Below are 24,515 nucleotides of genomic sequence, written 5' to 3'. Positions count from 1 at the left end.
GATCCGGAAGACGCGGCTTCCCCCGTGTCCGATCGCCTGGGCGGTTTCGAGGCCGCCGCCGACGCGATCCTCGCGAAGCCGCCCGACCGGTCGTCCTCCCGCCTCCGGGTCGGGCCGACGCCGGCCCGCCCCCGCCGGCCGAAGAAGCCGGCCTGACGTCGTCCCCGAGACCCGTCCCGATCCCCATCGGCCCTCGGGCCCTACGACGCCCCGATTCGCAGGAGGAGCCATCGTGATCGACCAAGAACTGCTCAGACGCCACAAGGCCAACCGCGCCGCCGTCGCCGCGGCCGAGAAACGGGCCAGGGCGACGCGGGCCGCCATCCTGGCCGCCGGCGAGGCCGTCGAGCCGGGCGGATACCGCCTGGTCGTCAAGGACCGGGTCGGACCCCTCGTGACCGCCGCGACGGTCGCCGAGGCCCTCGGCCCGGAGGCCTACGCGGAGCTGATCGAATTCCTGCCGACCCGAGAGACCGCCGTCGTGACGGTCGCGACCGTCGCGACGACCCCGGAGGCCGCGGTCGAGGCCTGGCTGGCGGAGTACGGCCCGATCGACGGCGGGAGGGGACGATGACGACCGTCGGACGCGACGCCGGGGGAGGCTCGGCCGCGAAAGCCCGGCTCTTGGCGATCCGCGACCTGGCCGAGCGCCGGGGCGTGGACGAGCGGCGGGTCCGCGCGACCGTGCTGGGCTGCGGCGTGCCCCGGATCGACCTCAAGCCGCCCGGCAATTACGTCTCCTGGCCGACGGTCCGGTTCCGGGTCGAGGCGGTCGAGGCCTGGGAGGAGTCGCGGGAGCGGCGGGCCGTCGAGGCCGCCCCGCGTTCCCGAACCGCCGCGGCCGGTGGTGACCGGCCCCGCCGACCCGAGGGCCGCCGCCGCGGCGACGACGTGGTCGTCGCAGAGGTGCCCGTAGGTCCTCGCGATCATCGCCGGGGAGGTCCCCGGCAGCTCGCCGACGGTCGGCAGGTCGACGCCGGACGTCACCAGACGGGACGCCGCGACGTGCCTCCACACGTTGCCCCCGGCCCGCCCCTCGCCCTCGCCGTCGAGCGCGCCCAGGCCGAACCCGGCCGCGGCCGCCGTCCTTCGAGCGTGCGCCGTCGCCTGTGCCAGCAGCGAGGGGTCCCACGTTTCCCCCCGCGCCGACCGGAAGATCCGCTCGCCGTGCCCGGGGCGGAGCCGGTCGTGAAGGCGACGGAGAGGTCGGAGGACCCCCGGCAGCAGGACGATCCGGCGGGGCCTGCCGGACTTCCTCGCATTCTTCCACTCCTCCCGCGTCGGCGTCCCGTAGACGGCCCCCGTCGCCGTCCTCCCAGCCCACCAGTCGACCTCGCCCCACGTCGCCCCGGTCCACTCGCCGGGCCGCGCCGCGATCTCCCTCGAAGTCCGCCAGGCCGCCCTGGAATTCGTCGAGGGCCGCCACGTGGGCGCGAGCGCCGCCCTGGTCGCCCAGGAACTCGACCGCTCCGAGGCCGCGGTCGCCGTGGTCCTGGAACGACCGGTCGCCGAAGAACTCGCAACGGTCGACGACGCCGGCGTCTACCCCCCGATCACTCCGGCCGCCCCGAAGTCCGCGCCCTCGCCGACCCCGTCGTCCCCGCCGCCTCCGGCCGTGGTGCAGCGTCGCCGCCGCCGAGAGAACCTCCCCAAGGCGGTCCAGAGCGTCAACGCCTGATCGTCGACGTCGATTAACGATAATCGCCAGGCAACCCGAGGAATCCCGCCATGGATACGCAATTCGACCGCTTCGATCCGGCCGGCTACGTCCTCGCGTCGATCGCGGCGGCCGACGCCGAGAAACTCCCCGGGCGTCGAAAGAACGCCGGCGTGAGATTGCCCCGTTGCACTGTTCGGCGCGTCGTCGCCTACGTCTCGCCGGAGGACGACCTCGACCGCCGAATTGCCACGCTCGACGACGACGTGGTCGCCGCCTACGACGTCTAAGGTCGGCGATCCGAAGGGCCAAAGCCAGGCGTCGCGTCGACCGTTCGACGCGAGGACGAACATCGACAACGCGAGGAACTTTGGAATGCCGCCGAACCGCCCCGAGGACGAAGCTGCGGGACCTCCCGGCCGCAATGCAGTCGAGGCGTCCGCGCCCGCCGATCTGCGGGACGCGACGGCCGCCGAGGCCGGTCGGGACGCTGATCGCGTCGCCGCGTTCCTGCGTGCGATCGGGATCGCGCCCGCCCCTGCGAGACCAGTCCGCCTGCCGGCGGCGTCGCTGCTCGCGCTGGGGGCCGCGCTGCGGCTCTGGCAGTGGGAGCGCAGCGGCCTGGACGTCCACCTCCAGGCCGGCCTGCCCTCGGCGGAGAGGGCCCTGACCGAGGCGCTCGAGTCCTTGGGGGCCGCCGAGGCTCGCAGCATCGACGAGCTGTCCCGACGGGTCGTCGCCCTGTTCGCCGAGCGGTTCGCCTGGAGGGGGCGCAGCGAACTGGGCGCCGACGTCGTCCTCGACGACCCGGACGACGACGTTATGCTGGAAGCCCTCGCTCAGTTGCTCTGGGCGAGCCGACGTTCCGGGCGTGGCCGCCCGGACGGCCTGACGGAGAGCCCCGATGAGTAAGCGACCCGCCGCCGGCCGCGCCCTGTTCTACACCCGCGACTCCGGCGGCAAGCACGAGACCACCCCGGGCGAATACGTCCTCTGGGGGCGGAGGACGGCCGCCCGGCTCGGCGTCGCCTTCGACGGCACGCCCGAGCGGATCGAGGCGATGATCCGCTCGGGACGCGCCCGAGACGGCGACCTGTTCCTCGACTACGGCGTCACCGGCAACAAGCTCTCGCGGGCCGGCCTCGACGCGCTGATGCGGACCGCCCTGGCCGACCCCGGCGTCTCCCACGTGCTGATCCCCCGCCGAGACCGCTTCGCACGACCGGACGACCCGATCGACGCCCTGAAGCTGGAGAACCTCCTGCGCGAGGGGGGCCTGACTCTCGTCTTCGACGACCGCGTCTGTGCGCCCCTGGAGCGCGGCCGCCGCCGCGACGTCGGCGAGCTGATCGTCGCCATGCTCGACTACAACTACGCCGGCGAGTTCCGCCGCGAGCTGGCCCAGAAGATGGTCTACGCGCAGACGGCCCTGGCCAAGGCCGGGTTCTCCGTCGGCGGTCGGGCACCCTATGGATTCCGCCGCTGGCTGGCGAAGGACGACGGCGAGCCGGTGCGGGAGCTGGTCGAGGGCGAGCACGTGAGGATGGCCGGCCACCACGTCGTCTGGCTGCCGGGGCCGGAGCGCGAGCTGGCCGTCGTACGCCGAATACTCGCCATGCTGGAGACGACGCCCGCCTCGCGGGTGGCCGCGAGGCTGACCGCCGAGGGCGTCCCGACGCCGGACGCCGGCCGGATGCGGACCGACCTGGGGGTCCGGCACGCGACCAGCGGGGCCTGGAGCCAGCCCACGATCACGAACATCGCCCGCAACCCGCTGCTGCGGGCGGTCGTCTCCTACGGCCGCCGCTCGATGGGCGACCAGCTCAGATACTCGGCCGAAGGGCCCCGCGTGCTGGTCGACGCCGACCTGAGGCCCGACGGCAAGCCCAAGGTCGTCGCCAACCCGGATTCGGCCCGTCTGGAGGCACCGGCGCGATTCGATCCCCTGGTCGACCCCGAACGCCATGCGCGACTGCTGCGGACGCTGGACGAGCGGGCCGGCACCCAGAGGGGCAAGCCGCGGTCGTGGGACCCGGACCGCAACCCACTGGGCGGCCGCGTCTTCGACATGGGCTGCGGCTGGCCGCTGTACCGCCAGCCGTACAACGGCAGCTTCCGCTACCTCTGCGGGCTGTACCAGCAGAGCCACGGGGCCGAGTGCCGGCACAACCTCGTCGCCGGCCCGGCCGCGACGCGGTTCCTGCTCGGCTGCATCCGGCAACGCGTCCTGAAGCCGTCGTTCCGGTCGAAGCTGGAGGAGAAGGTCCGGGCGATCGCCGTACGCGATCTGGGCGACACCTCCGACGGCCGGGGGGTCGAGGCGAAGCGGTCGGCGCTCGTCGAGGTCCTCGGCCGGAAGGAGCGGGCGGCGCGGAACCTGGCGTTGGCCGAGGACGAGGCCCAGTACCGGGCGGTCTCGAACGTCTTCGAGCAGCTGCGGCGGGAGGAGCAGGCGTTGGAGGGCGAATTGCGCGAGGCCGAGCGGGCCGCCGGCCCTGCGACGGACGTCGACACCGAGGTGGGGGCGGCGTTGAGAACCCTCGACGAATTGGAGGGGCTGGCCGCCGACCCGGAGCACCTGGGCGCGGTCGGCGAGCTGTTTCGGCGGCTGAACGCCCGGCTGTTCCTGAAGTTTCGGGAAGTGCGGCCGAAGAAGCGGACGATCAACCGCGTGGCGGGCGGGGTGGTGACGTTCGGCGCGACATCCCCGCCGGTTCGTCTCTACGAGGGCCCGACCGGCCGCCGAGCCCTTAACGCGAAGGCGGCGACGGCCGGCCAGCTGCCGAGCGTCGCCGCCATGTCGTCGGATTTGAACCCTGACACCCCGAATGGAGACTTGTCAGGAAAGATCAATCGGGGCGAGAGGATTTGAACCTCCGGCCTCACGGACCCGAACCGTGCGCTCTAGCCAAGCTGAGCTACGCCCCGTTATCTGCGTGTCGCGTGAGAAGCATAATACCGTACGCACGGCGTCTGTCAACCGCATCACTCGCGAGACTTCAATTCCGAAGCCGTCGGGGGGTGCGGGGCGTGGGCTTCGAGGGGGGATCGCGTCTCGTCGAGGAACGCGTGCCATTCGCGTTCCAGGCCGACGAGGTCGTCGCCGAAGGCCCGGATGAAAAGTTCGGAATGGCTCGGCGGGGCGTCGGAAGGATCCATCGGGGCGCGCAGCAGGTCGAGAAACCTGACGAACGACTCACCATGACGGGCTCTCAGGAAGTAGACCAGGGCCCAGGCCTGGGCGTAGGGGTCGCGACGGTAACCCTGGCCGAAGCCCCGGTCGCGGATCAGCGGATCGAGGGGGGGCGGGGGCTGCATCCTCCGCCAGTCGCCCAGCCTTATGTCGTGCGGGCGTCCGATGCCGGCCCAGGTTCCGCCGCGGACGACCTCGAACTGCATCGCCAGGCCCTCTTGCAGCCAGACCGGGAAGGAGTCGTGGCGGGGCCGGAGGCCGCTGTCGGCGGCGAGCAGATGGATCATCTCGTGGGCGGCCATGCCGTCGTCGTAGGCCAGGCGTTCGGCTTCCAGCAGCAGCTCCGACCGGCGCACGTCGCGGTCGAGCCGATCGACCAGGGCCCGGCCTTCGGCCTTCCCGAGCACTCGAGGGCGCTCGCCCGCGAGGCCCACGCGGAATCGGCCGTTCGCGGGAAGCCGATCCAGGGTCGTCCGGAACGCTTGCAGCTCGTCGCGGCGGCGGGCGAGGTCGGACCGATCCTGGCGCTGGAGATCGCCGCCGCGGGCGTCGTACGCGACCACGGCGTTCCAGGTCGGATGGTAGTAACCTCGCGTGGAAGCGAACGCGGCGGCGTCCTGGGCCTTCAGGAAAGCTTGGTAATCGGCGCGGTTCGAGAACCAGGCGAAGACCAGACGACGCCGGGGCGTCCGGATCGAGACCCCCGAGCCGGCGAACAGCAGGTGATAGCCGGTCGTCACCCGCTCCAGGAAGGCGACTCGCCCGGCCGCCTCGGCCTCGGGATGCTGGTGGAGAAGCAGCACATGCGGCCCGCGCTCGACTCGCGTCGCCACGCCGAGCGCCTTCTGGAAGTCCACGAAATCGGGGTCGTCGCAGGGGGCTTTGAGTGCCTCCAGGACCTCGACCATGCGACGGGTCGGCTGGTGGCCCGGATCGACCTCATGGATTCGCTCCAGTTCCTCGACGGCCTCGCCCACCAGCCCGTTCTCCAGGGCCCACCAGGCCTCGGCGAACCGATCGGCGGGAGGCTTCCCGTGGACGAGCTTGCGACGGGCGTCCCACTCCTCGGCCGGGATGAAGCCGGGGACGCGTTTCTCCAGATCCTCGGCCTGGAAGACGTAACTCACGTCGGCGAGTTCGATCGCGACGCCGGAGCCTTCCGAGACGGCCGGGGCCTGGATGCGGCCGCCGTTCCGGAAGTAGATCAGGTCGGCGCGGAGGACGGCGGGCGTCACCAGCATGACCGCGAGGGCGACACGCGTCAGGCGGGCGGGACGCGGCCAGATGATCGCCCTGAACTCGCTGAGCAAGCGGCTTTTCCGATCCATGGCGACGTCCCCCGGGAGCGAGATGGTGACGGGTTCCGGCCTCTCCGCCGCTCCATGAGAACCGGACTTCGCGCGGCGGTCATCGCGAACCAAGTCGGGCGGTGTCTCGTAGAGATCGGCATGACCGGCGCGGAAATCCGCCGGTTTGTAAAAATGGTGTCGTCTCCCAGGGCCGAACTTCGTCGTATCGGGTGACGGAGCTGATGCAAACGGGACGCGAGCCAAGTCCGACTTCAGGGCGATTGGTCCACGACAAGGAGGTCAAGATGCTGGTGCTCAGCCGCAAAGCGATGCAGTCGGTGATGATCGGTTCGGACATCCGGATCACCGTGGTCCGCGTCGAGGGCAATCAGGTCCGTATCGGGATCGAGGCCCCTCAGGACGTACGGATCCTCCGGGGCGAACTTCTTGAGGACGGCCCGGATGAGGCCGTCGACGCGAATCGCCTCCAGCAGTTCGTCATTTCGGCCTCCTGACATTTCGGCCTCCTGAGACGGTCGGACCCGTCGGCAGGGCGAGAGATCGGGGCCAGCGGGCTGGGGCCCACCCACGTCCCCACCAGGCGATGTTCCTGGCGTTTCCGAAGCGGCCGGCACCTTGCCGGACCTCGGACGCGGACGAATCCGGACGGCCGTGACAAGCCCGCACCGCATTCGGCGGGCTGGCCTGAGAGCCGCCACGCCCGCCGTTCGAGCCGAGCGACGCCTACCCCGCCTTTCGTCGCGAAGCCGGGCCCCCTCCACGCCTTCCGACCTCGAACGACCGCGATCGGGGTCCCCTCGGACGGCCGGCCGCCTCGCGAGGGTCGCGGCGCTCGGCCTCGTCGATCGCTCTTCCTCACGTCCCCTTCGGCGGAAAGCTGCGGGACCTCCCGGGATTGGGATCGGGCGTGCACCGAAGCATAAAGCCGGCCGGGCCGAGGAGATCGGCTGCGACCGGCTTGATAGATCCGAGGGATAGCGAAGCTCTCGGACGCGATCAGATGGGGGGGCCGGGCTCGCCGGCGGCCTCGCCGCCCTCGGCCGATTCCTCGCCGTCGCCGCCGCTGAACGCCTGCCGGGCGATGTCGCCCACGGCGAAGGTTTCCAGGCAGAGGCCGATCTTGGGGGCTACGGCGTTCTTCTCGGAGGTCGGGTATTCGAAGATCAGCGCCACTTTGTAGGGCGAGGCCTTCGAGCCGTACAGGTAGACCTGCAACTCCTTGGCCTCCATGGCGACGGTCTTCGCCAGGAACGAGTTGTCCTGCCGCTTCCCCTTGACCTGCTTGGACTCCTGCTTGAACTGGCTGAGATCCACCTCGGCGCCGGTGGCGTTGCGGACCAGTTCGACGACCTCTTGATTGAATTGATTCGGGTCGAGGCGGGGGGTGGCCGCCTCGGGCTGCGGCGGCGCGCCCTTCTTGGCCGCCGCCTTGGGCCGCTCGACGAGGGCGAGGACGTGCAGGCTCTGTCGCTCGGGCTCCAGGAAGGTGTTCTCCAGGTCGAACCGACCGGGCTCCAACGCGGCGAACTGGAAGGTCTGAGTGGGCCCGGTGAGGTTCTTCGGCGGGCGGATGTAGATCCCCAGCTCCTCAAGCTTCCCCTTGCCCACCGGGGGGTTGAGGTTCTCGTCGAGCCGCCGCTCGTACTTGATCCGGTCGAGCGTCTGCTCGATGCGGTAGTCGTAGTTCTTCATCCCGCAACCGACCGCCATGAGCAGCCCGAAGCCGGCCAGCATCGCCCCTGCGCGTTTCATCAAAGGATTGGCCCCTCTCGCCTGACCCGCCGACGCCCCCCGGCGCGTCCCGAGGCCCTTTCCCTTCCGAGCGGGGGGGCCGGCGCGTTCCCGAGTGGTCTCGTTCATGGTAGTCTCGATCATAGCCCCCCGGGAGGACCGACGCCAGCCGGCGGCCGGGTTTGACGACGAGGCGGACCCATGGCCGAGACCGACGACCCGACGCCCCTGCCCGCCCCCCCCGACGAGCCCGTGAAGCAGGGCCGGCCGGTCCAGATCATCGCCCTGGTCAAGCCGTTCCGGGCGCAGGCCGTGCTGGCCGCGCTGGAGTCGGTCGAGATCCTCGGCGGGGCCGTGCGCGAAGCGATGGGCTACGGCCGCCAGAAGAACCGGCTGAATCAGTATCTGGGGAGCGAGTACAACACGTCGTTCCTCCCCAAGGTCGAGCTGACCGTGTTCGTCGAGGAACCGCACGTCGCGGCGGCGGTCCGGGCCATCGTCGGCCAGGCCCGAACGGGGAGGATCGGCGACGGCAAGATCCTGATCCTGCCCTGCCATCACGAGTATCTGAGCTGGTGAACCGACGACCGACGTCGGGCGCGTATCAGCGGGCGGCCTCGATCCAGAGGACGCGACGGAGCCGGGCGGCCTCGGGCTCGCCTTGGAGCCCCAGGGGGATGCGGACGGGGCGCTTCTTGACGTCCTCGGCGCGGAGCAGGCCGTGGTCGCCCTGGTCCTGGAACCAGCGGACGATCGGGGTCCCGTCCACCCAGGCCACGACCATCCGGCCGTCGAGGGCGGTGGGCGGCTCCTCGGCCCCCGCGTAGGCCACCGACGCCCCCCGGACGAGCACCGGCGCCATCGCGTCGTCGGCCACCGGCAGGCAGCGGCCCTCGCGGCGAGCCGCGAGCCACTCGCGCTCGCCCCGGCCCCGATCGGCGCGGAGTGCGTCGTGCTCGCCCCGGGCCGCCGGCGGGGCCGCGGACTTGGGCGACGGGTCGGCGGGGGCCAAGGAACGCTCCGACTCCAGGAACCGCGCGGTCGCGGTGCCCAGCTCCGGCGACGCGTCACCTTCCAGGAGCTGCAACGCCGTCCGCAGTAGGGCGCCGACCATCATCGTCGGCTGGGCCTGGCCGTCGCCGCGATCCGGCCGCGCGACGGCGCGGAACTTGGGGCCCTTGCCGTGCAAGAGCCAGGCGGGCTCCACCGACGTCAGCTCGATGATCTTGAGCACGACCTCGGCCGGGACCGTCACCCCGCCCTCATAGTTGTACCAGGTGCGCACGGGGATCCCGAGCCGCCGCGCCATCTCGGGGCCGCCGCGATCGCCGAACAATTCCAGCCGCAGGTGGGTGAGACGCTCGGCCAGCTCCATCTTGGCGCGTAACGACTCCGGGAGGGTTTTTCGCCGAGCCATGGAAGTACCATCCTGATTAAAATCGACGAGAGGTTATCGAAACCAACTAATCGCAACGCTCCGGGCTGGGAGCGGGCCCCGTCCTAGGGCTTTTTATAGCATGCACACCGGAAATGCAATCGCTGCAACCGGACGATGCCAAAGTTCAACAAAGACGAAGGCGGCGTCGCCCTGCGGCGACGGTCCGCGAGGTCGCTCGGGACGGACGGGCGAGGCGGGGCCGGGGCCTCAGTCGTCCTCGTCGAGCTTGAGGTCCATGAGGAACTGGGCCACGGCGTCGTCCTCCTTGACGGGCTCCTCGGCCTCGGCGGCGGCCGCCGGCTGGGCCGGCTTCTTGGCGGACTTCTTGGGCTTGGCGGGCTCGGGCTTCGGCTCGTCGTCGAGGGGGATGGCGTCCGGGAATTCGTCCAGGTTCAGGTCGAAGCCGTCTTCCTCCTCGACCTCGACGCCGACCTCGAAGTCGTCGGCCTCGTCGACCTCCACGGCGTCGGCGACCGCCTCCAGCTCGGCGGTGTCGCTGCCCGGCTCGACGGCGCCGGCGCCCGGGCCCCCCGCGGGGTCGACGCGGAGCGAGACTCCGCCTATGCCGATCACGTCGCCGAGCTTCAGCGGCTGCTGGCCGAGCACCCTCTTGCCGTTGACGTAGGTGCCGTTGGAACTCCCCAGGTCGCGCACCATCAGGTGGTCGTCGGCCTCGAAGATCTCGCAATGACGCCGGCTGACCTGCGACGAGCGGATGCGGATCACGCAGTCGTCGTGACGCCCCACGCTGTTGACCCCGTCGATCAACCTGAGGGCGCCGACGTCGCTCCGCCCCTTGACCACCTGAAGTGTGTAATTCATCGCGAATCGATCTCGGCTGCTGGCGGAACCGCGGGTTGGGGATCGCGAACGCGACCTGAAGAGACGACCGGGGGCACCGCGTCCCCTTAAAAGTACAATCTGGCCGGGCGGCACGCAAATAGAAAGCCCGGCCTCCGCCAAGCCTCGCTCGGGGTCACTTTCCCGGGTTTTCGGACAGACCGCTTGCAATCCCCGACGAGGTCTCTATACTAGGTCTACCGCTCGACGAGAAGGGCTCACACGGCCCACCCCATCGTCGACCGGCGCGGCCTTCCGGCCTCGATTCGCGGGAGTAGCTCAGGGGTAGAGCACCACGTTGCCAACGTGGTTGTCGTGGGTTCAAATCCCATCTCCCGCTCTTCTTGAATAGCCATCTGGGTTGGCCGTTTTCGCTCGAGCGCGTCGGGTGCGTGTTGGCGAGTTAAGCCGCCCAGCCCGACGTGACCCGAGGAAACGCCTCTCATGACACCTGGCGAAGAGAACGAGCTCAATACGTCGGCCGCCGTCGAGGATTCCGGAGACGAGGCGACCCAAGCCGAGCCGGAGAAGCGGAAGCTCGACCTCGACGTCCAGATCAAAGACGCCGGGGCCTGCAAGAAGCATATCACGGTTACGATCCCTCGGGCGGAAATCGATCGCCAGTATGAGGAATCGCTCGGCGCTATGCAGAAGGAAGCCCAGGTCCCCGGCTTCCGCCCCGGCCGCGCCCCCAAGACGCTCGTCGTCAAGCGGTTCAAGAAGCAGGTCGCCGATCAGGTCAAGTCGTCGCTCCTCATGGAGACGCTCGAGCAGATCGATCGCGACTACGAGCTCAACCCGATCACCCAGCCCAAGCTGGACGTGGCCGCCATCGAACTCCCCGAAGAAGGCCCCATGGCCTTTGACATGGAAGTCGAAGTCCGGCCCGATTTCGCCGTCCCGAGCTATCAGGGCCTGAAGGTCAAGCGTCCGGTGCGGACGGTGACCGAGAAGGACGTCGACGGCCAGTACGAGCGGTTCCTGGAGCGCTACGCCCAGATCGTCCCCAAGCTCGAAGGGGGCGCCGAGATCGGCGACTACCTGACGGCCGACCTCACCTTCCTCCGCGACGACGACACCGTCATCAACGAGGTCAAGGAGGTCCAGTTCCGGCTCCAGCCCGAGTTGCGGTTCCAGGACGGCCGCGTGCCGGAGATCGGCAAGGCCCTCGCCGGCGTCAAGCCGGAAGAGACCCGCGAGGCGCAGGCCGAGCTGGGCACCTCGGTCGCCGACCCCTCGCTGCGAGGCAAGGCCGTCAAGGTCAAGGCCCTCGTCCACGACCTGAAGCAGGTCCGCCTCCCCGAGGTCGACGCCTCGTTCCTCCAGACGATCGGCTTCGAAAGCGTCGAGGAGCTGCGCGAGGCGGTCCGCGACGCGCTGGCCCGGCGGATCGAGGCCCAGCAGCGCCAGGCGGTCCGCCGCCAGGTGCTCGACGCCCTGATCGACGCCACCCCGTTCGAGCTGCCGGCCGACCTGGTCTCCCGCCAGGAGAAGAGCACCATCTCCCGCCTGGTGATGGAGCTCCGCGAGGAAGGCTTCTCGCCCGAGGACATCCGGGCCCGCCAGGCCGAGATCCGGGCCAACGCCCACGAGATGACCCTCCGCTCGCTCAAGGAGTTCTTCATCCTCGCCAAGGTCGCCGAGGCCGAGGCGATCAAGGTCGAGGAGGAGGACCTGGAGCTGGAAGTCGAAGCCATGGCCGAACGCTCCGGCGAGAGCGTCCGTCGCGTCCGCGCCCGGGTCGAGAAGGAAGGACTGGCCGACGCGCTGGCCACCCAGATCCTGGAACGCCGGGCCCTCGACCACATCCTCAAGGCCGTCGAGTACGAGGACGTCGCCGCCGACGAGCCCGAGGTCGCCGTCGAGACCCTCGACGAGGCCGCCACCCCCGAAGCCGAAGCCGGCGAGGCCGGAGCGGCCGACGCCTCGGAATGAGGCCCGGCCCCCCTTGATTTCCGGCCGCCGCCGTCTCCAATAACACGGGGACGGCGCGACCGATCCCCCTCCGACCGCCCACGACCTCGTAGCAGCCGACAGCGAAAGGGATCGTCTCATGCCCTTCGACCACCCGCTCGCGGAGCCGAAGCTTCAGCGCTACCGCGACTATGCGCGCCAGAGGCAGATGACCCTCGGCGACCTCCTCCTGGAGAACCGGATCGTCTTCCTGGAAGGCGTGATCGACGACGGCGTGGCCAACAACGCCGTCATGAAGTTCCTGTACCTCCAGTACGAGAACCGGACCCAGGGCATCAGCTTCTACATCAACAGCCCCGGCGGCAGCGTCAGCAGCACGCTGGCGATCTACGACACGATGCAGTTCATCGAGTGCCAGATCGCCACCTACTGCATCGGCCTGGCCGCCTCGGGTGCCGCGGTGCTCCTGGCCGGCGGCAGCAAGGGGCGGCGGTTCTCGCTCCCCCACTCGAAGATCATGATCCACCAGCCGTACGGCCAGGTGGGGGGCCAGATCTCGGACATCGAGATCCAGGCCGAAGAGATCATCAAGAGTCGCCAGGTCATCAACGAGATCCTCGCCCGCCACACCGGCCAGCCGATCGAGCGGATCGCCAAGGACACCGAACGCGACCGCTACCTCTCGGCCCCCCAGGCCAAGGAGTACGGCCTTGTCGACGAGGTCGTCGGGCGGATCGCCGGGTTGAAGGGGGTCGACGGCCTCGGCGCGGGGGGACCCGGCGCGGGCCCTGGTCCCGGCGGCCCCGGCCCTGGACCCGGCCCCGGCTCCGCCCCCTCGGCGTCCCCCGGCTCCTACTGAGCCGAGGGGCGCGTCACGACGATCTCCTCGATCTCGACCCGACACCGCTGCGGAACGCTAGGCCGGCTCGCATCCCGACTGATAGAGAGGCTCATCTCCGATGCCACTGGTTCCCATCGTCATCGAACGTAGCGGTCGCGAAGAGCGGGCGATGGATATCTATTCCCGCCTGCTGCAGGACCGCATCATCATCCTGGGCACCGCCATCGACGACAACGTCGCCAACCTGGCGGTCGCCCAGATGCTCGTCCTCGCCCACCAGGACGCCAAGGCCGACATCCACCTGTACATCAACAGCCCCGGCGGCAGCGTGACCGCCGGCATGGCGATCTACGACACGATGCAGTGGGTCCCCTGCGACGTCGCCACCTACTGCATGGGCCAGTGCGCCAGCATGGGCTCGCTGCTCATGACCGCCGGCGCCAAGGGCAAGCGCTACGCCCTGCCCAACAGCCGGATCATGATCCACCAGCCGCTCGCCGGCATGGAAGGGACCGCGTCCGACATCCTGATCCATGCGGAGGAGTTCATCCGCATGAAAAAGGCCCTCAACGACATCTACCGCAAGCACACCGGCCAGAGCCTGGAACGCCTCCAGGAGGACACCGACCGGGACCGCTTCATGTCGCCCGAGGAGGCCAAGGACTACGGCCTGATCGACCACGTCGTCGACCGCGCCCCGACCGCCTTCCCCGCCCCGGCGGAGAACCCGGACAAGATCTGAGCGGCGCCCATGACCCGTCGTCGGCCCCTCCTGATCACAGCCATCCTCGCCGCGTTCCTTGTGGGCGCGGCGTTTTTCATGCGCCTCGGCCGGGGCCCCCTGCCCCTCTCCCCCAGCCCCTATCTGCGCGATGTGGTCGAGCCGATCACGATCGTCGAGGCCCTGTCGTTCGACGACGGCGGCAGCAAGGGGGTCCGCTTCCGCGACGCCCGGGGCGAAGTCCGCGACTTCTGCCTGGTCTCCTTCGCCCTCGACTTCGACGATCCCCCCCGACCGCCCGAACTGGTGTTCGGACATTTCTATCCGGCCCTAGGAACTGTCGCTCCGGGCGGCCCCGATGAGCGAGCCCTCCTCGGCCTCCTGCAACGATGGGCCGCGACCGACCCGCAAGGCGTCGAGCTGGTCCTTCGCTACGACCGCCTCGAACGGGGCGAGCTTTCCTGGGAGACGTTTCGCGACGGCCTCCCGGACGAGGCGTTCGCCCAGGTGGACGTCGTCAGCGTCCTGCGGACCCTCCAGCGTCGAAACTGACGTCCACTGACTGAAACGTCCGGCCCCGACAGATTGGGTTCGTTCGCGACGCCCGAAAGCGAACCCATCGGCCGCAAACTATTACCAGCAAACCTTTTAAACCCTACGATCGGGCCTGGAGATTGGGTTCGTTCGACGCGCTTCGACCCATTCCGTCGCGGCTCGGACGCCTCCTTGGATTCGATCCACCCGCGTTCGACTCTTCAAATGGCCCGGCACCCGGGGCGGAGATGGGGCCGGACGAGACATCACGCGCACGACGACGAGGGTTTTGCCCGAGAGTCCCTCAGATTGAGGATGCGACGACTTGTCGAGTTGCGGACGACAGAGCCGAGAATTCATCTCGCCTGGAGGCCGCCGGGAACCTGGCGACGCAGGAATCGGCCGGGAACGCCCGGGGGGCTCAGGCCTCATCCTCGGCGACGAGTTGGTCGAGGATCGGCTCGTTCGCCTCGGGGAAGCGGTAGGTGGAGAGATCGGAGGCGGAGACCCAGCGGCAGCCGTGTTCCGGGTCGGGTTCGGCGGAGGGGTCGACGGGCGAGCAATCGAAGAAGTGGAGTCGGACGAGACCGTGGGGGTAGGCGTGCTCGATCACGGCCCGTAGTCGGTTAGCGACGATTTCCAGACCGGTCTCCTCGCGGCATTCGCGGACGGTGGCCTGCTCAACGGTCTCGCCGGGCTCGACCTTGCCGCCGGGGAACTCCCAGTAGCCGGCGTAGACCGTCCCGGGGGGCCGCTGCCGGATGAGGAAGCGGCCCCCGCGACGGATGATCCCGATGCCGCCCAGGATCGGTCCTCCCGGGCGGCCGGTCTCGGCGTCGGCCACGTCAGGCCTTGGCCTTTTCGAGGGCGCGACCGGGGGAGCCCATCACGTTGTAGCCGCAGTCGACGTGGAGGATCTCGCCGGTGATGCCGGTGGCCAGGTCGGACAGCAGGAACATGCCCGAGGCCCCCACCTCGTCGCGGGTGATGTTGCGCTGCATGGGGGAGACGGCGTCGTAGAGGCCGGAGAGGTCGTCGAAGTCGCCGACGGCCGAGGCGGCCAGCGTCTTGACCGGGCCGGCGGAGACGGCGTTGACGCGGATGTTCTTCGGGCCGAGGTCGTACGCCAGGTACTTCACCGAGGCGTCGAGCGCCGCCTTGCAGACGCCCATCATGTTGTAGCCGGGGACGACCTTCTCGCCGCCGTAATACGTGAGGGTGAGGATCGAGCCCCCCTCGGGCATGACCTTGGACGCATAGCGGGAGACGGCGGCCAGGCTGTAGGCGCTGATCTCCATGGCGGTCTTGAAGCCTTCGCGGCTGGCGTCGACGAAGGCGCACTTGATGTCGTCGAGCGGGGCGAAGGCGATCGAGTGGAGCACGAAGTCGAGCGTGCCGTAGACCTTTCCGGCCTCCTCGAAGACGCGGGCGATGTCCTCGTCCTTCTGGACGTCGCAGGGGGTGATCAGCTTGGCCCCGATCGGCTCGGCGAGCTTCCGCACGCGACGTTCCATCTTGTCGCCGGGGAGGTGGGTGAAGCCGACCTCCGCGCCCTCGTCGACGAGCTTGCGGGTGACGGCCCAGGCGATGCTGAAATCGTTCGCGACCCCCAGCACCACGCCCTTCTTCCCGGTGAACAGTCCCATCGGAGATCCCTTTCGGCTGCGTTTCGGCGTTTGCAGATTTTCGAAGGCGGTCCCGATTCGTCGACCGGGGCGCAGTCCAGTACAATACCCGGTCGAGGATGGACGCTTCAACGTCCAGTTTACCCGCGCGACGCCGCCATGAGACGAGGCGCGAGTTGGAAACGGAACCGTCCGAACGCGTTATGCCGACGAGCCCGACCGAGCCCCCCCCTCCAGCCCCCCCGGGCCCCGGCCGACTGGAGAAGCTCGTCCGGCTGGGGGTCCTCGTCGGCCTGGCGCTGCGGCTCTGGGAGTACTCCACGCTGCGCGACCTTTACATGGATGAGACCGCGCTGCTCAAGAACCTCGTCGGCGTGCCGGTCTTCGACTTCCATCACGTCCTCAAGCAGGACCAGCTCGCGCCGCCGGGGTTCCTGGCGATCGAGCGGGCGCTCGTGCGACTGCCGATCCGGGTCGAGGCGTCGGGCCGACTCTTCCCCCTGCTCTGCGGGCTGGCGTCGATGTTCCTGGTCGCCCCCCTCGCCCGCCGGTACCTCGATCGCTTCGCCGTGCCGATCGCGGTCTGGATGCTGGCGATGGCGGATCACCTGATCTACTACTCGGCCGAGATCAAGCAGTACTCGTGCGACCTCGTCGGGGCGATGGCGACCTTGCTGCTGGCCGTGCCGCCGGGACCCGAGCCTCCCTCGCGACGAAGGTTGGCGGCGCTGGCGGCCTGGGGGATCGTCGTCCCCTGGTTCTCGTTCCCGGTGGTGTTCGTCCTGGCGGGCGTGGGGTTCCACCTGATCGCCCGAAGCTACGCGACGGGAGGCCGGCGGGCGGCGGCCGTGGCGGTCGCGATCTGCGCGGGGTGGTTCGCCAGCTTCCTCGGATGTTTCGCCGTGTCGAAGGCGATCGTGAGCAAGGGGGACTTCCTCTGGACGTGGTGGGATTTCGCCTTCCTGCCGATCCCGCCACGCTCCTGGATCGACGCCCGGTTCACGATGGAGACCCTGGCGAACGTCTTCATCAACCCGGGGAGCGTGCTCACGCCGTTCGGCCTCATCGCGACCGCCGTGCTGGCGACGATCCTGGCCGTCGTCGGGGCGGCCTCGCTGGGGAGGCGATGGCGAGGGGGCCTGTTCGTGGTGGTCGCCCCCCTGCTCTTCCACCTGGCGGCCTCGGCCCTGCACCAGTATCCGTTCCACGGCCGGCTGATCCTCTCGCTGGCGCCGACCTACCACCTGCTGCTCGCCGAGGGGATGGCGGCGGCCGGCCGGCTGACGAGGCCCTGGATCACGCTCGTCCTGGCCCTGATCTTCCTCGGCGGTCAGGCGGGGGACATCGCCTGGAACCAGGTCGTGATGCCGAAGTCGCGCTGGCGGCCGTTCGACACGCACGGCGACCTCAAGGACGATCTGCTGGACGAGCTGGACTACCGACGGAATCCCCGGCGACCGCTGAGGTTCTCGCCCGATGAGCCGCCGAAGCAGGAGGCGACGCCGACGGATCCTGATTGAGCCGCCCTCGCCGCAGGCTCTAATGTCCGGCGACAAACGGCCTTCCCCCCGGCGGGGGAAGGACCTTCGTCTTACGGACCGGGGGCCGCCGGCGGCTTTTCCGGGGTGGTCGTCGGCTCCAGGACGGGGAAGGCCAAGGCGTTCATCTCCTGGGTGAAGGCCGAGCGGGCGAGGCTGAGGGCGCGGCTGGTGGCGGCGCCGATGCGGAGGCTCCGCTCCTTCATGTCGGCGGTCACGGCACCGAGGCCGAGGGATTCGGCGATGTTGAAGACCGACTGGATCTGGGGGTCCTGGGCGATCCCGGCGGCGGCGCCGGGCTCCACGTCCTCGGGCCGGACGACGGCGTTGCGCGATCCGTAGACGCCCCAGCCCCGGGGGCCCCGGACCCACAGGGCGACCTCGACCGCGACCCGGCTGAGGTCGGGGGCCATCTGCAAGGCCGTGACCACGGCTCCCGTCCCCCCCTGCGCGGCGATCTGCTCCAGGGCGGGGGCGAGCGGGTCGACGGCCCCGGCGTTCGGGTCCAAAAGCCGGCCGATGTCGTTGAGGATCATCGACGGGTCGAGCTTCGCGCCGAGGGGCTGGCCGTCGGTCGGGTCGGGGAGGAGCAGGCTGTTATAGCGGATGAACCGGCGGCCGGTCTCGACGGCCAGCTCGGTCGCGGCGCGTCGGGCGTACCACTTCGCCTCGGGCTCGGCGACGATCGGCAGGAGGCGGTCGAGCGAGGGGACCTCGGCTCCCTCCAGATCGAAGCCCCGGCCTTCGAGCGCGTCGCGGATCTCGGCGGGCGACTTGTCCTCGACGTCGGTCAGGCCGGCGAGCCAGCCCAGGGCGAGCATCCGCCGGCCGGCGTCGGTCCCGCGCTCGGCCGACCGGCTGCCGTCGCGCGGGATGCGGACGGCGAGCAAGGGGGCGTCGAGGCTCGCGGGGTCGTCCATCCGCTTCAGTTCGGAGTCGATCCAGGCGACGACCCGGTCGGCCCCGCCGACGGCGTTCGCCCGTTCGGCCCGCCAGGCTTCCAGCCGGCGGCGGCGCTCGGCGAGGGTCGGCTTGGTCATCGTCGCCGCGTTCCGGGCCCACCGCGCGGCGTGCTCGGGGACGTGGGCCTCGGCCCACTCGCGACGGACGAGCATGTCGAAGCCGACCCTCGGCCCGGCGGCGGTCGACGTGACCAGTCCCAGGACCTCCTGGCCGTCGCGCAGGACCACCCGGTCGCCGAGCGCGGGCGCGGCCGGGGCGTCGGCCTCGGCCGCCTTCGCCTTCGGCTCCTGCCCCGCCGGGGCGTTGATCAGCAAGGCCGCCAGAAACACGACGCAGAGCATGGGGCACCTCGTCCGGTTTTCAGGGTCGACCCGGGGCGGGGACGGCTCCCCGCAGTATGATGGGATGCGCGAAGGCCGGCCAGAATCAACCTTGCATTTTTGGAGCCGTGGAGGAGAGGAACGGATCGTGACCACCCGCCTGGAGCCGCTGGGCGATCGGGCGTTCCTCGCCCGATTCGACGCCGAGGACGACGCCCGGCGCTGGGCCGAGGCCGTCCGCGCACGCTCCCTGCCGGGCCTCGTCGACGTCGTGCTCGCTTATCGCTCGGCGGCCGTGCTCGCCGACCCCGACCGCGTCGATCTGGACTCGCTGGAGCGGACGCTCCGGTCGATCGAGCCGGCCGACGGCCCGGCCGACGAGCCCGCGCGGCACGTCATTCCGATGCTGTACGACGGGCCCGACCTCGGCGACGCGGCGGCTCGGCTCGGCCTGGCGCGTGAGGAGCTGATCGCCGCGCACGCGGGCCGGGATTTCCGGGTCTTCGCGATCGGCTTCCTGCCGGGCTTCCCCTACGCGGGGTATCTCCCCGAGGAGCTCTGCGGCCTCGCCCGCCGGGACGACCCGAGGTCGTCGGTGCCCGCCGGCTCGGTGGCCATCGCGGGCCGGCAGACCGGGATCTACCCGATCGCCTCCCCCGGCGGCTGGCACCTGCTGGGCCGGACGCCGCTGCGGATCGCCGACCCCGAGGCCGGCCGGTTCCCGATCCGCGCCGGCGACGCGATCCGGTTCCGGCCGATCGACCGCGACGAGTTCGCAGCGAGGACCGATGAACGCCTTTGAATCCCTCGACGTGAACGCCGACCTGGGCGAAGGGTTCCCGAACGACGAGACGTTGCTGGATCGGGTTTCGTCCGCGAGCGTCGGCTGCGCCGCCCACGCGGGCGACCCCGCGACGATCCGACGCACGCTGGCCGCCGCGCGGACGCGGGGCGTCGTCGTCGGCGCCCACCCCGGTTACGCCGACCGCGAGGGGTTCGGGCGTCGCGAGCGCGACCTGGGCGCCGCCGACGTCGAGCGGCTGATCCGCGATCAGGTCGCCGAGCTTCGGCGGATCGCCGACGAGGTCGGCGTGGCGATCCGGTTCCTGAAGCCTCATGGGGCCCTTTACAACCAGGCCCAGCGCGGGGGGGAAACGGCCCGGGGCGTGGTCGCGGCGGCCCTCGCCCTGGGCCTGCCGCTGCTGGGCCTGCCGGGGACGCCGCTGGAGTCGCTCGCTCGGATCGGGGGGGTCGAGTTCCTCGCCGAAGGCTTCCCCGACCGTCGCTATCGCGGCGACGGCTCGCTGACGCCTCGCGGGGAGCCCGGCGCCGTCCTGCACGATCCGGACGAGCTGGCCGCGAACGTCCGGGCGCTGGCGACGGGCGGACGCGTGCGGACGCTCTGCCTGCACGGCGACGAAGCGGAGGCCGTCGCCAACGCCGATCGCCTGCGAGCGATCCTGGCGGGGCTCGGGATCGCGGTCCAATCCTTCCTCGAACGGTAGCGGTTCAGGAGCGGAAGACGTCGTCGCCCGGCGGGGCCGCTTCGCGGTCGACGCGGAACGAGGCGAGGTCGATGCGAGGGGGACGGCCGAGCACGAGGTCGGCGACCAGCTCGGCGGTGGCGGGCGAGAGCTGGAGCCCCGCGCGCTTGTGGCCGGCGGCGACGATCAGGTTGCGGAAGCCGGGGGCTGGGCCGATGTAAGGCCGGGTGTCCAGGCTGCCGGGGCGGAGGCCGGCCCAGGTCGCCTCGATCTCGGCCTCGCGGAGGATCGGGCAGAGGCCGAAGGCCACGTCGAGGAGGCCGCGATAGGAGTCATCGGTGGGGAGGACGTCGAACCCCGCGTCCTCCTCGGTCGCCCCGATCAGGACCCGGCCGTCCTCGCGAGGGACGAGGTAGTGCTTGCCGTGCTCGACGATCCGCCGAAGCAGCGGACGGCCGCCGTGCAGCAGGACGATCTGCCCCTTCACCGGCGGCGTCGGGGCGCGGACGCCCAGGCCCGCGAGCAGCCCGCCCGACCACGCGCCGGCGGCGACGACCACGAAATCGGCCCCGATCGGACCCTCGGCCGTCGCGACGCCCGTCACGCGGTCGCCTCGGGTCGCGAAGCCCTCGACGCCCCGCCCCGCGAACACCCGGCCCCTTCGGCCCTCGATCGCCGCCGCCAGCGCCCGGAGATGCCACGGGTTGCGGACCTGGGAGCGGTCGGGGAGGAAGTAGGCGGCGCGGAGGCCGGGCGCCAACGCCGGCTCGACCCGAGCGAAGTCGGCGGGGGCGAGCCGTTCGTGGGCGATCCCCTCGACCCGCCAGCGGCCGGCGGTGGTGCGCAGGGCGTGCTCCTCGGCCTCGGTCCGCGCGACGTCGACGCCGCCGGTGCGTCGGTAGCCGTTGTCGAGCCCGGTCTCCTCGCGGAGCCTCGCCGACCATTCGGGATAGAGCGACGCGCTCCAGGCCCGGAGCTGGAGCGTCGGATGGGTGGGGCGACGATCGGGGTCGCTCGGGGCGGGGAGCAGGCCCGCGCCGGCCCATGAGGCCTCGCGGCCGGGCTCGCGACGGTCCAGGACGGCCGTCGAGATCCCCTCGCACGCCAGCGCGTAGGCGACCGAGAGCCCGACGACCCCCCCGCCCGCGACGACGACCTCGTACCGCTCCGCCATCCTGGTCCCCTTCGTCAACGACCCTTCGTCCTCGCGCGCGGGCGGCGGGCTTTCCAGTCCTCGGCGGCCAGGCGGTCGAGCCCCCCCTGCTCGCTGGCGAGGATCAGGTCCTCGTCGTCCCAGGCGACCCCCTCGACCTGCGTCTTCCCCTTCAGGCGGACCTCGGAAGCCAACTTCAGCCCGTCCCACGAAGGGGGCTCAGGCCGTCTGTAGACGCGGACCACGTCGACGCCGCAGACCGCCAGATGGCGGCCGTCGCGCGAGAGGTCGGCCCCGGTGGCGGGCTCGACGAAGCCGGGCAGGACGCCGATCCGCCTCGCCGCGGACGGTCGCAGGAGCGGGGCCGGGGGCGTGATCGCGACCTCGCGCAGCTCGGCCTCGCCGCCGTCGAGCCGCTTGGTGACGAGCACCGCGCGGTCGCCGTCGATCACCAGCCCTTCGGCGTCGAAGCAATCGTCCGACGGGCGGGCGAAGAAGGAGGCCGAGACCTTGAGCGGGCCGGCCGCCGGCGCGTCCAGATCGGGCTCGTCCAGCGTGTAGACGGCGCGGAGGCGGAGGATCCCCTTGTTGTCGCCGATGTCGCCGAGGGTGAGCCGCCCCCGGTCGTCGATCGCCACGTCCTCCCAGTCGAGGTTCGGGGCGGCGACGTCGAACTGGCGGAGGACGCGGCCGTCGCCCGCCACCGCGAACAGCTTCGGCGCGTTGCCGGAGTCGTTGTGGACCCAGAAGACGTCGGGCCGTTTGCGGCCGCGGACGACCCCGGACGCCTCGGGGATGAGGCGGGCGTCGAACGTCCCGAGCGGCTCGGGGCGGACGCGGGGATCGTCCCAGCCGAGCAGGGCGAGACCGACCAGGAGGGTGACTTTCATGGGGCGGCGACCTTTCCGGGGAGGAGTCCCCATCGTAACAGCCGACCTCCCCGCTTGGCCACGCCCCGGCCGGCCCCCGCTTGCGGCGGGGGGGCGTCGCCGTCAAACTGATCCCGGGCGCGGCTCGCCGATGGGGGCGGGCGCGGCCCTCCGGCGGCCCGGCCGTCGGCCCCGACCTCCTCCCTCACGCCTCGCGCCCGGCCCTCACCATGGAAACTCCGCTGATCCGCCCCGGGGCGGTCCAGAGCCCGGAATCGCCGCTCCGGCTGGCCGTCCACTTCTACAACGCCGCCGAGGGGAACCTGGCGATCCAGATCCTGGCCACGCTCGGCGTGCCGGGCGACCGGATCGGCGTCGTCGACCCCGATCGCATGGAGCGGAAGAGGGGCATGGTCCTGGCGGTGGAATGCCCCGACGAGGCCACCCGCGTCCGCGCCGAGGACGTCTGCCGGCGGCTCGGCGGCGAGGTCCATCGCTGGCGAGGCTGACGAGGAACCATCCCGACAACCGAAAGGCGTCGTCCGACATGCTCACCCGATCCGCCCTGGCCCTCGCCCTCGCCTTCGCGCTGCCGCCGACCTGCCCGCCTTCGGCCGCCGCGGCCGACCCGAAGCCGCTGCTCCAGTTCAACGGCAAGGACCTGACCGGGTTCTACACCTACCTGCACGACCACAAGTTGGAAGACCCCGACGGCGTCTTCACGGTCGTCGACGGCGAATTGCGGATCTCCGGCAAGGAGTGGGGCGGGGTCGTCACCCGCGGGGATTATTCGAACTACCGGCTGGTCGTCGAGTACAAGTGGGGGAAGAAGGCCCATCCGCCCCGCGCCGACAAGGCCCGCGACTCGGGCGTGCTGCTCCACTGCTTCGGCCCCGACGACGCCATCGGCGGCCACTGGATGCAGTCGATGGAGTGCCAGCTCATCGAGGGGGGCTCCGGCGACTTCATCGTGGTGGCCCGGCCGGACATCCAGCCGCTCAGCCTCAGCAGCGAGGTGGTCAAGAAGGAGGACGGCCAGTGGTACTACCAGCCCGACGGCTCCGGAACCCTCCGCGCCTTCGACGGCGGCCGGATCAACTGGTGGGGCCGCGACCTGGGCTGGAAGGACGCGATCGACTTCCGGGGGGCGAAGGACGTGGAGAAGCCGGTGGGCGAGTGGAACACCCTGGAGGTCGTCTGCGACGGCGACTCGATCACGAACATCCTCAACGGCCAGGTGGTCAACGTCGGCGTGAAGTCGAGCCTGACCAGGGGCAAGCTGACGTTCCAGTCGGAAGGCGCCGAGATCGCCTTCCGCAAGATCGAGATCCTGGCCCTGCCCGCCAAATGAACGGGCGCGGCCGGTTCAGTCCTCGACATGGACGAACCGGTCGATCGCCTCGCGGGTCGGCAGGGCCGACTGGGCCCCCGGCCGGGTGACGGCCAGCGCGGCGGCGGCCGTCGCCCAGGCGAGGGCCTCACCCAGCGGCCGGCCCTCGGCGAGCACGGCCGCCAGCGCCCCGTTGAAGGCGTCGCCGGCGCCCACGGCGTCGACGGCCTCCACCTTGCGCGAGGGGACCTCGTAGACCTCGCCGCCGGTCGTCGCCAGGCAGCCCTCGCGGCCCAGGGTGACGATCACGGTCTTCGGCCCCCGGGCCCGGATACGTTCCGCCAGCGCGAGCGGATCGTCCCCGCCACCCGGTCCGGCCGCGGCCAACGCCCGGGCCTCGCCCCGGTTCGGGGTGACCACGTCGGCCGCCGCCAGCAGCTCGGCGATCGCCGGGGCGTCGGCCGAGGGGGCGGGGGCCGGGTTGAGGATGACCGTCATGCCCGCCGCTCGTCCCCGACGCATCGCGGCCAGGGCGGTGGCGTGCGGGATCTCCAGGCCGGCGACGAGCAGGTCGCCGGGCCGGAAGAGGGCGTCCGGGAGCGCCGCCACGTCCTCGGGGGTCAGGCTCAGGTTCGCCCCGGAGGCCACGGCGATCATGTTCTCGCCGTCGTCGGCCACGTAGATCAGGGCCACGCCCGAGGCCGTCCCCGGCACAATGCGGACGTGCCCCACGTCGATCCCCTCGCGGCGGTAAAGCTCCAGGGCCTGTCGCCCCAGGTCGTCGTCGCCCACGGCCGCGACGAACACGACCTCGGCCCCCGCGCGACTGGCCGCGACCGCCTGGTTCGCCCCCTTGCCCCCCGGCGTCGTCGCGAAGGCCCCCCCCAGCACCGTCTCCCCCGCCGCCGGGAGCCGGGGGACGCGGACCGTCATGTCGGTGTTCGACGAGCCGAAGAGGACGATTCGGGGCATCTTCGCGCGAGCCTCTCGATTCGGGGCGGTTGAGGGTCGAGACATCCCCAGACACCTTACGCCCGCCCGGGCCGCGAGTCGA

At 71.0% G+C, this 24,515-nt stretch carries 26 protein-coding genes and 2 tRNA genes; 17 read left to right on the top strand and 11 right to left on the bottom strand.

The genetic code is table 11. The features are described from left to right. Positions 1 to 232: 232 nt before the first annotated feature. From G6O68_RS08165 to G6O68_RS08145, 5 genes are all read left to right on the top strand, one after another. Positions 233 to 574 carry a hypothetical protein gene (locus tag G6O68_RS08165; RefSeq protein ID WP_165246496.1) on the top strand — a complete coding sequence of 114 codons (342 nt, stop codon included), beginning with the start codon at positions 233 to 235 and terminating at the stop codon, positions 572 to 574. An 852-nt stretch (positions 575 to 1,426) separates the two neighbouring features. After that, positions 1,427 to 1,678, top strand: a complete 252-nt coding sequence (locus G6O68_RS08160; RefSeq protein ID WP_165246495.1) for a hypothetical protein — start codon at positions 1,427 to 1,429, stop codon at positions 1,676 to 1,678. 50 nt (positions 1,679 to 1,728) lie between these two features. Beyond that, a complete protein-coding gene (locus tag G6O68_RS08155; RefSeq protein WP_165246494.1) occupies positions 1,729 to 1,947 on the top strand; it encodes a hypothetical protein in 219 nt (72 codons plus the stop codon). Positions 1,948 to 2,032: 85 nt separating this feature from the next. Continuing rightward, positions 2,033 to 2,569 carry a hypothetical protein gene (locus G6O68_RS08150; RefSeq protein ID WP_165246493.1) on the top strand — a complete coding sequence of 179 codons (537 nt, stop codon included), beginning with the start codon at positions 2,033 to 2,035 and terminating at the stop codon, positions 2,567 to 2,569. Continuing rightward, positions 2,562 to 4,529 carry a recombinase family protein gene (locus G6O68_RS08145; protein WP_165246492.1) on the top strand — a complete coding sequence of 656 codons (1,968 nt, stop codon included), beginning with the start codon at positions 2,562 to 2,564 and terminating at the stop codon, positions 4,527 to 4,529. Before G6O68_RS08150 ends, G6O68_RS08145 begins: the two co-directional genes overlap by 8 nt. Here the strand turns inward: G6O68_RS08145 and G6O68_RS08140 are convergent. Continuing rightward, a tRNA-Pro gene (locus G6O68_RS08140) sits at positions 4,511 to 4,585 on the bottom strand. The two genes, G6O68_RS08145 and G6O68_RS08140, sit on opposite strands and share 19 nt — an antisense overlap. Before the next feature lie 57 nt (positions 4,586 to 4,642). After that, the gene (locus G6O68_RS08135) at positions 4,643 to 6,178 is read right to left on the bottom strand and encodes a DUF1570 domain-containing protein (protein ID WP_165246491.1); all 1,536 of its coding nucleotides are present in this window, start codon (positions 6,176 to 6,178) and stop codon (positions 4,643 to 4,645) included. A 266-nt stretch (positions 6,179 to 6,444) separates the two neighbouring features. On the opposite strand from G6O68_RS08135, the gene csrA reads away from it, so the two are divergent. Then, positions 6,445 to 6,654 (top strand): carbon storage regulator CsrA, encoded by a 210-nt coding sequence (csrA, locus tag G6O68_RS08130; RefSeq protein WP_165246490.1) that lies wholly within the window; start codon positions 6,445 to 6,447, stop codon positions 6,652 to 6,654. 502 nt (positions 6,655 to 7,156) lie between these two features. On the opposite strand, the gene G6O68_RS08125 is transcribed toward csrA, so the two are convergent. Continuing rightward, positions 7,157 to 7,912: a hypothetical protein gene (locus tag G6O68_RS08125; protein ID WP_165246489.1), complete on the bottom strand. Its 756-nt coding sequence runs from the start codon at positions 7,910 to 7,912 to the stop codon at positions 7,157 to 7,159. A gap of 180 nt (positions 7,913 to 8,092) precedes the next feature. Between G6O68_RS08125 and G6O68_RS08120 the strand changes: the two genes are divergently transcribed. Beyond that, entirely contained in the window at positions 8,093 to 8,470 is a 378-nt protein-coding gene (locus G6O68_RS08120) for a P-II family nitrogen regulator (protein ID WP_165246488.1), read from the top strand. Positions 8,471 to 8,495: 25 nt separating this feature from the next. Here the strand turns inward: G6O68_RS08120 and G6O68_RS08115 are convergent, their stop codons facing one another. Together G6O68_RS08115 and G6O68_RS08110 are read right to left on the bottom strand one after the other, a co-directional pair. Beyond that, on the bottom strand, positions 8,496 to 9,308 hold the full coding sequence (locus tag G6O68_RS08115) for a helix-turn-helix domain-containing protein (protein ID WP_165246487.1): 813 nt from the start codon (positions 9,306 to 9,308) through the stop codon (positions 8,496 to 8,498). Positions 9,309 to 9,536: 228 nt separating this feature from the next. Beyond that, positions 9,537 to 10,151 (bottom strand): FHA domain-containing protein, encoded by a 615-nt coding sequence (locus tag G6O68_RS08110; protein ID WP_165246486.1) that lies wholly within the window; start codon positions 10,149 to 10,151, stop codon positions 9,537 to 9,539. A gap of 286 nt (positions 10,152 to 10,437) precedes the next feature. Between G6O68_RS08110 and G6O68_RS08105 the strand changes: the two genes are divergently transcribed. The 5 genes from G6O68_RS08105 (at position 10,438) to G6O68_RS08085 (ending at position 14,197) form a co-directional block, all read left to right on the top strand. Continuing rightward, positions 10,438 to 10,509 (top strand) — tRNA-Gly (locus G6O68_RS08105). A gap of 104 nt (positions 10,510 to 10,613) precedes the next feature. Next, complete coding sequence (tig, locus tag G6O68_RS08100; RefSeq protein WP_165246485.1) at positions 10,614 to 12,104, top strand: trigger factor; 1,491 nt, start codon at positions 10,614 to 10,616, stop codon at positions 12,102 to 12,104. A 118-nt stretch (positions 12,105 to 12,222) separates the two neighbouring features. Continuing rightward, complete coding sequence (locus tag G6O68_RS08095; RefSeq protein ID WP_165246484.1) at positions 12,223 to 12,942, top strand: ClpP family protease; 720 nt, start codon at positions 12,223 to 12,225, stop codon at positions 12,940 to 12,942. A gap of 100 nt (positions 12,943 to 13,042) precedes the next feature. After that, on the top strand, positions 13,043 to 13,666 hold the full coding sequence (locus G6O68_RS08090; protein WP_165246483.1) for an ATP-dependent Clp protease proteolytic subunit: 624 nt from the start codon (positions 13,043 to 13,045) through the stop codon (positions 13,664 to 13,666). 9 nt (positions 13,667 to 13,675) lie between these two features. Continuing rightward, positions 13,676 to 14,197 (top strand): hypothetical protein, encoded by a 522-nt coding sequence (locus G6O68_RS08085; RefSeq protein ID WP_165246482.1) that lies wholly within the window; start codon positions 13,676 to 13,678, stop codon positions 14,195 to 14,197. Positions 14,198 to 14,600: 403 nt separating this feature from the next. On the opposite strand, the gene G6O68_RS08080 is transcribed toward G6O68_RS08085, so the two are convergent. Both G6O68_RS08080 and G6O68_RS08075 read right to left on the bottom strand, forming a co-directional pair. Next, positions 14,601 to 15,023, bottom strand: coding sequence for a (deoxy)nucleoside triphosphate pyrophosphohydrolase (locus G6O68_RS08080; RefSeq protein WP_165246481.1), 423 nt, complete (start codon positions 15,021 to 15,023; stop codon positions 14,601 to 14,603). 1 nt (position 15,024) lies between these two features. Further along, the gene (locus tag G6O68_RS08075; protein WP_165246480.1) at positions 15,025 to 15,825 is read right to left on the bottom strand and encodes an enoyl-ACP reductase FabI; all 801 of its coding nucleotides are present in this window, start codon (positions 15,823 to 15,825) and stop codon (positions 15,025 to 15,027) included. Positions 15,826 to 16,007: 182 nt separating this feature from the next. On the opposite strand from G6O68_RS08075, the gene G6O68_RS08070 reads away from it, so the two are divergent. Further along, positions 16,008 to 17,324: a hypothetical protein gene (locus G6O68_RS08070; protein ID WP_165246479.1), complete on the top strand. Its 1,317-nt coding sequence runs from the start codon at positions 16,008 to 16,010 to the stop codon at positions 17,322 to 17,324. Between the two features lie 71 nt (positions 17,325 to 17,395). Here the strand turns inward: G6O68_RS08070 and G6O68_RS08065 are convergent, their stop codons facing one another. Continuing rightward, on the bottom strand, positions 17,396 to 18,646 hold the full coding sequence (locus G6O68_RS08065; RefSeq protein ID WP_165246478.1) for a hypothetical protein: 1,251 nt from the start codon (positions 18,644 to 18,646) through the stop codon (positions 17,396 to 17,398). Between the two features lie 127 nt (positions 18,647 to 18,773). Between G6O68_RS08065 and G6O68_RS08060 the strand changes: the two genes are divergently transcribed. Together G6O68_RS08060 and G6O68_RS08055 are read left to right on the top strand one after the other, a co-directional pair. Beyond that, complete coding sequence (locus G6O68_RS08060; RefSeq protein ID WP_240911098.1) at positions 18,774 to 19,427, top strand: 5-oxoprolinase subunit B family protein; 654 nt, start codon at positions 18,774 to 18,776, stop codon at positions 19,425 to 19,427. Further along, positions 19,414 to 20,130 (top strand): 5-oxoprolinase subunit PxpA, encoded by a 717-nt coding sequence (locus tag G6O68_RS08055; protein WP_165246477.1) that lies wholly within the window; start codon positions 19,414 to 19,416, stop codon positions 20,128 to 20,130. Before G6O68_RS08060 ends, G6O68_RS08055 begins: the two co-directional genes overlap by 14 nt. 4 nt (positions 20,131 to 20,134) lie before the next feature. Here G6O68_RS08055 and thiO read toward each other — a convergent pair whose 3' ends face one another. Together thiO and G6O68_RS08045 are read right to left on the bottom strand one after the other, a co-directional pair. Then, positions 20,135 to 21,283 carry a glycine oxidase ThiO gene (thiO, locus tag G6O68_RS08050; protein ID WP_165246476.1) on the bottom strand — a complete coding sequence of 383 codons (1,149 nt, stop codon included), beginning with the start codon at positions 21,281 to 21,283 and terminating at the stop codon, positions 20,135 to 20,137. A 14-nt stretch (positions 21,284 to 21,297) separates the two neighbouring features. Then, a complete protein-coding gene (locus tag G6O68_RS08045; protein ID WP_165246475.1) occupies positions 21,298 to 22,152 on the bottom strand; it encodes a hypothetical protein in 855 nt (284 codons plus the stop codon). A 209-nt stretch (positions 22,153 to 22,361) separates the two neighbouring features. Here G6O68_RS08045 and G6O68_RS08040 point away from each other — a divergent pair, with 209 nt between their 5' ends. Both G6O68_RS08040 and G6O68_RS08035 read left to right on the top strand, forming a co-directional pair. Then, positions 22,362 to 22,640, top strand: coding sequence for a hypothetical protein (locus tag G6O68_RS08040; protein WP_165246474.1), 279 nt, complete (start codon positions 22,362 to 22,364; stop codon positions 22,638 to 22,640). Between the two features lie 38 nt (positions 22,641 to 22,678). After that, positions 22,679 to 23,482, top strand: coding sequence for a 3-keto-disaccharide hydrolase (locus tag G6O68_RS08035; RefSeq protein WP_165246473.1), 804 nt, complete (start codon positions 22,679 to 22,681; stop codon positions 23,480 to 23,482). Between the two features lie 15 nt (positions 23,483 to 23,497). Here G6O68_RS08035 and rbsK read toward each other — a convergent pair whose 3' ends face one another. Beyond that, positions 23,498 to 24,433 carry a ribokinase gene (gene rbsK / locus G6O68_RS08030; protein WP_165246472.1) on the bottom strand — a complete coding sequence of 312 codons (936 nt, stop codon included), beginning with the start codon at positions 24,431 to 24,433 and terminating at the stop codon, positions 23,498 to 23,500. Positions 24,434 to 24,515 lie beyond the last annotated feature (82 nt).

The organism is Paludisphaera soli (genome assembly GCF_011064595.1).
Taxonomy (GTDB): domain Bacteria; phylum Planctomycetota; class Planctomycetia; order Isosphaerales; family Isosphaeraceae; genus Paludisphaera; species Paludisphaera soli.
The sequence above is the reverse complement of the archived record's forward strand: the minus strand, read 5'-3'. Positions and strand labels throughout refer to the sequence as shown.

Excerpts from the sequence above, each read along its gene's own strand:
- G6O68_RS08155 (WP_165246494.1), top strand. The coding sequence starts at position 1,729 with ATGGATACGCAATTCGACCGCTTCGATCCGGCCGGCTACGTCCTCGCG.
- G6O68_RS08150 (WP_165246493.1), top strand. The coding sequence starts at position 2,033 with ATGCCGCCGAACCGCCCCGAGGACGAAGCTGCGGGACCTCCCGGCCGC.
- G6O68_RS08145 (WP_165246492.1), top strand. The coding sequence starts at position 2,562 with ATGAGTAAGCGACCCGCCGCCGGCCGCGCCCTGTTCTACACCCGCGAC.
- G6O68_RS08135 (WP_165246491.1), bottom strand. The coding sequence starts at position 6,178 with ATGGATCGGAAAAGCCGCTTGCTCAGCGAGTTCAGGGCGATCATCTGG.
- csrA (WP_165246490.1), top strand. The coding sequence starts at position 6,445 with ATGCTGGTGCTCAGCCGCAAAGCGATGCAGTCGGTGATGATCGGTTCG.
- G6O68_RS08125 (WP_165246489.1), bottom strand. The coding sequence starts at position 7,912 with ATGAAACGCGCAGGGGCGATGCTGGCCGGCTTCGGGCTGCTCATGGCG.
- G6O68_RS08120 (WP_165246488.1), top strand. The coding sequence starts at position 8,093 with ATGGCCGAGACCGACGACCCGACGCCCCTGCCCGCCCCCCCCGACGAG.
- G6O68_RS08115 (WP_165246487.1), bottom strand. The coding sequence starts at position 9,308 with ATGGCTCGGCGAAAAACCCTCCCGGAGTCGTTACGCGCCAAGATGGAG.
- G6O68_RS08110 (WP_165246486.1), bottom strand. The coding sequence starts at position 10,151 with ATGAATTACACACTTCAGGTGGTCAAGGGGCGGAGCGACGTCGGCGCC.
- tig (WP_165246485.1), top strand. The coding sequence starts at position 10,614 with ATGACACCTGGCGAAGAGAACGAGCTCAATACGTCGGCCGCCGTCGAG.
- G6O68_RS08095 (WP_165246484.1), top strand. The coding sequence starts at position 12,223 with ATGCCCTTCGACCACCCGCTCGCGGAGCCGAAGCTTCAGCGCTACCGC.
- G6O68_RS08090 (WP_165246483.1), top strand. The coding sequence starts at position 13,043 with ATGCCACTGGTTCCCATCGTCATCGAACGTAGCGGTCGCGAAGAGCGG.
- G6O68_RS08085 (WP_165246482.1), top strand. The coding sequence starts at position 13,676 with ATGACCCGTCGTCGGCCCCTCCTGATCACAGCCATCCTCGCCGCGTTC.
- G6O68_RS08075 (WP_165246480.1), bottom strand. The coding sequence starts at position 15,825 with ATGGGACTGTTCACCGGGAAGAAGGGCGTGGTGCTGGGGGTCGCGAAC.
- G6O68_RS08070 (WP_165246479.1), top strand. The coding sequence starts at position 16,008 with ATGCCGACGAGCCCGACCGAGCCCCCCCCTCCAGCCCCCCCGGGCCCC.
- G6O68_RS08065 (WP_165246478.1), bottom strand. The coding sequence starts at position 18,646 with ATGCTCTGCGTCGTGTTTCTGGCGGCCTTGCTGATCAACGCCCCGGCG.
- G6O68_RS08055 (WP_165246477.1), top strand. The coding sequence starts at position 19,414 with ATGAACGCCTTTGAATCCCTCGACGTGAACGCCGACCTGGGCGAAGGG.
- thiO (WP_165246476.1), bottom strand. The coding sequence starts at position 21,283 with ATGGCGGAGCGGTACGAGGTCGTCGTCGCGGGCGGGGGGGTCGTCGGG.
- G6O68_RS08045 (WP_165246475.1), bottom strand. The coding sequence starts at position 22,152 with ATGAAAGTCACCCTCCTGGTCGGTCTCGCCCTGCTCGGCTGGGACGAT.
- G6O68_RS08040 (WP_165246474.1), top strand. The coding sequence starts at position 22,362 with ATGGAAACTCCGCTGATCCGCCCCGGGGCGGTCCAGAGCCCGGAATCG.
- G6O68_RS08035 (WP_165246473.1), top strand. The coding sequence starts at position 22,679 with ATGCTCACCCGATCCGCCCTGGCCCTCGCCCTCGCCTTCGCGCTGCCG.
- rbsK (WP_165246472.1), bottom strand. The coding sequence starts at position 24,433 with ATGCCCCGAATCGTCCTCTTCGGCTCGTCGAACACCGACATGACGGTC.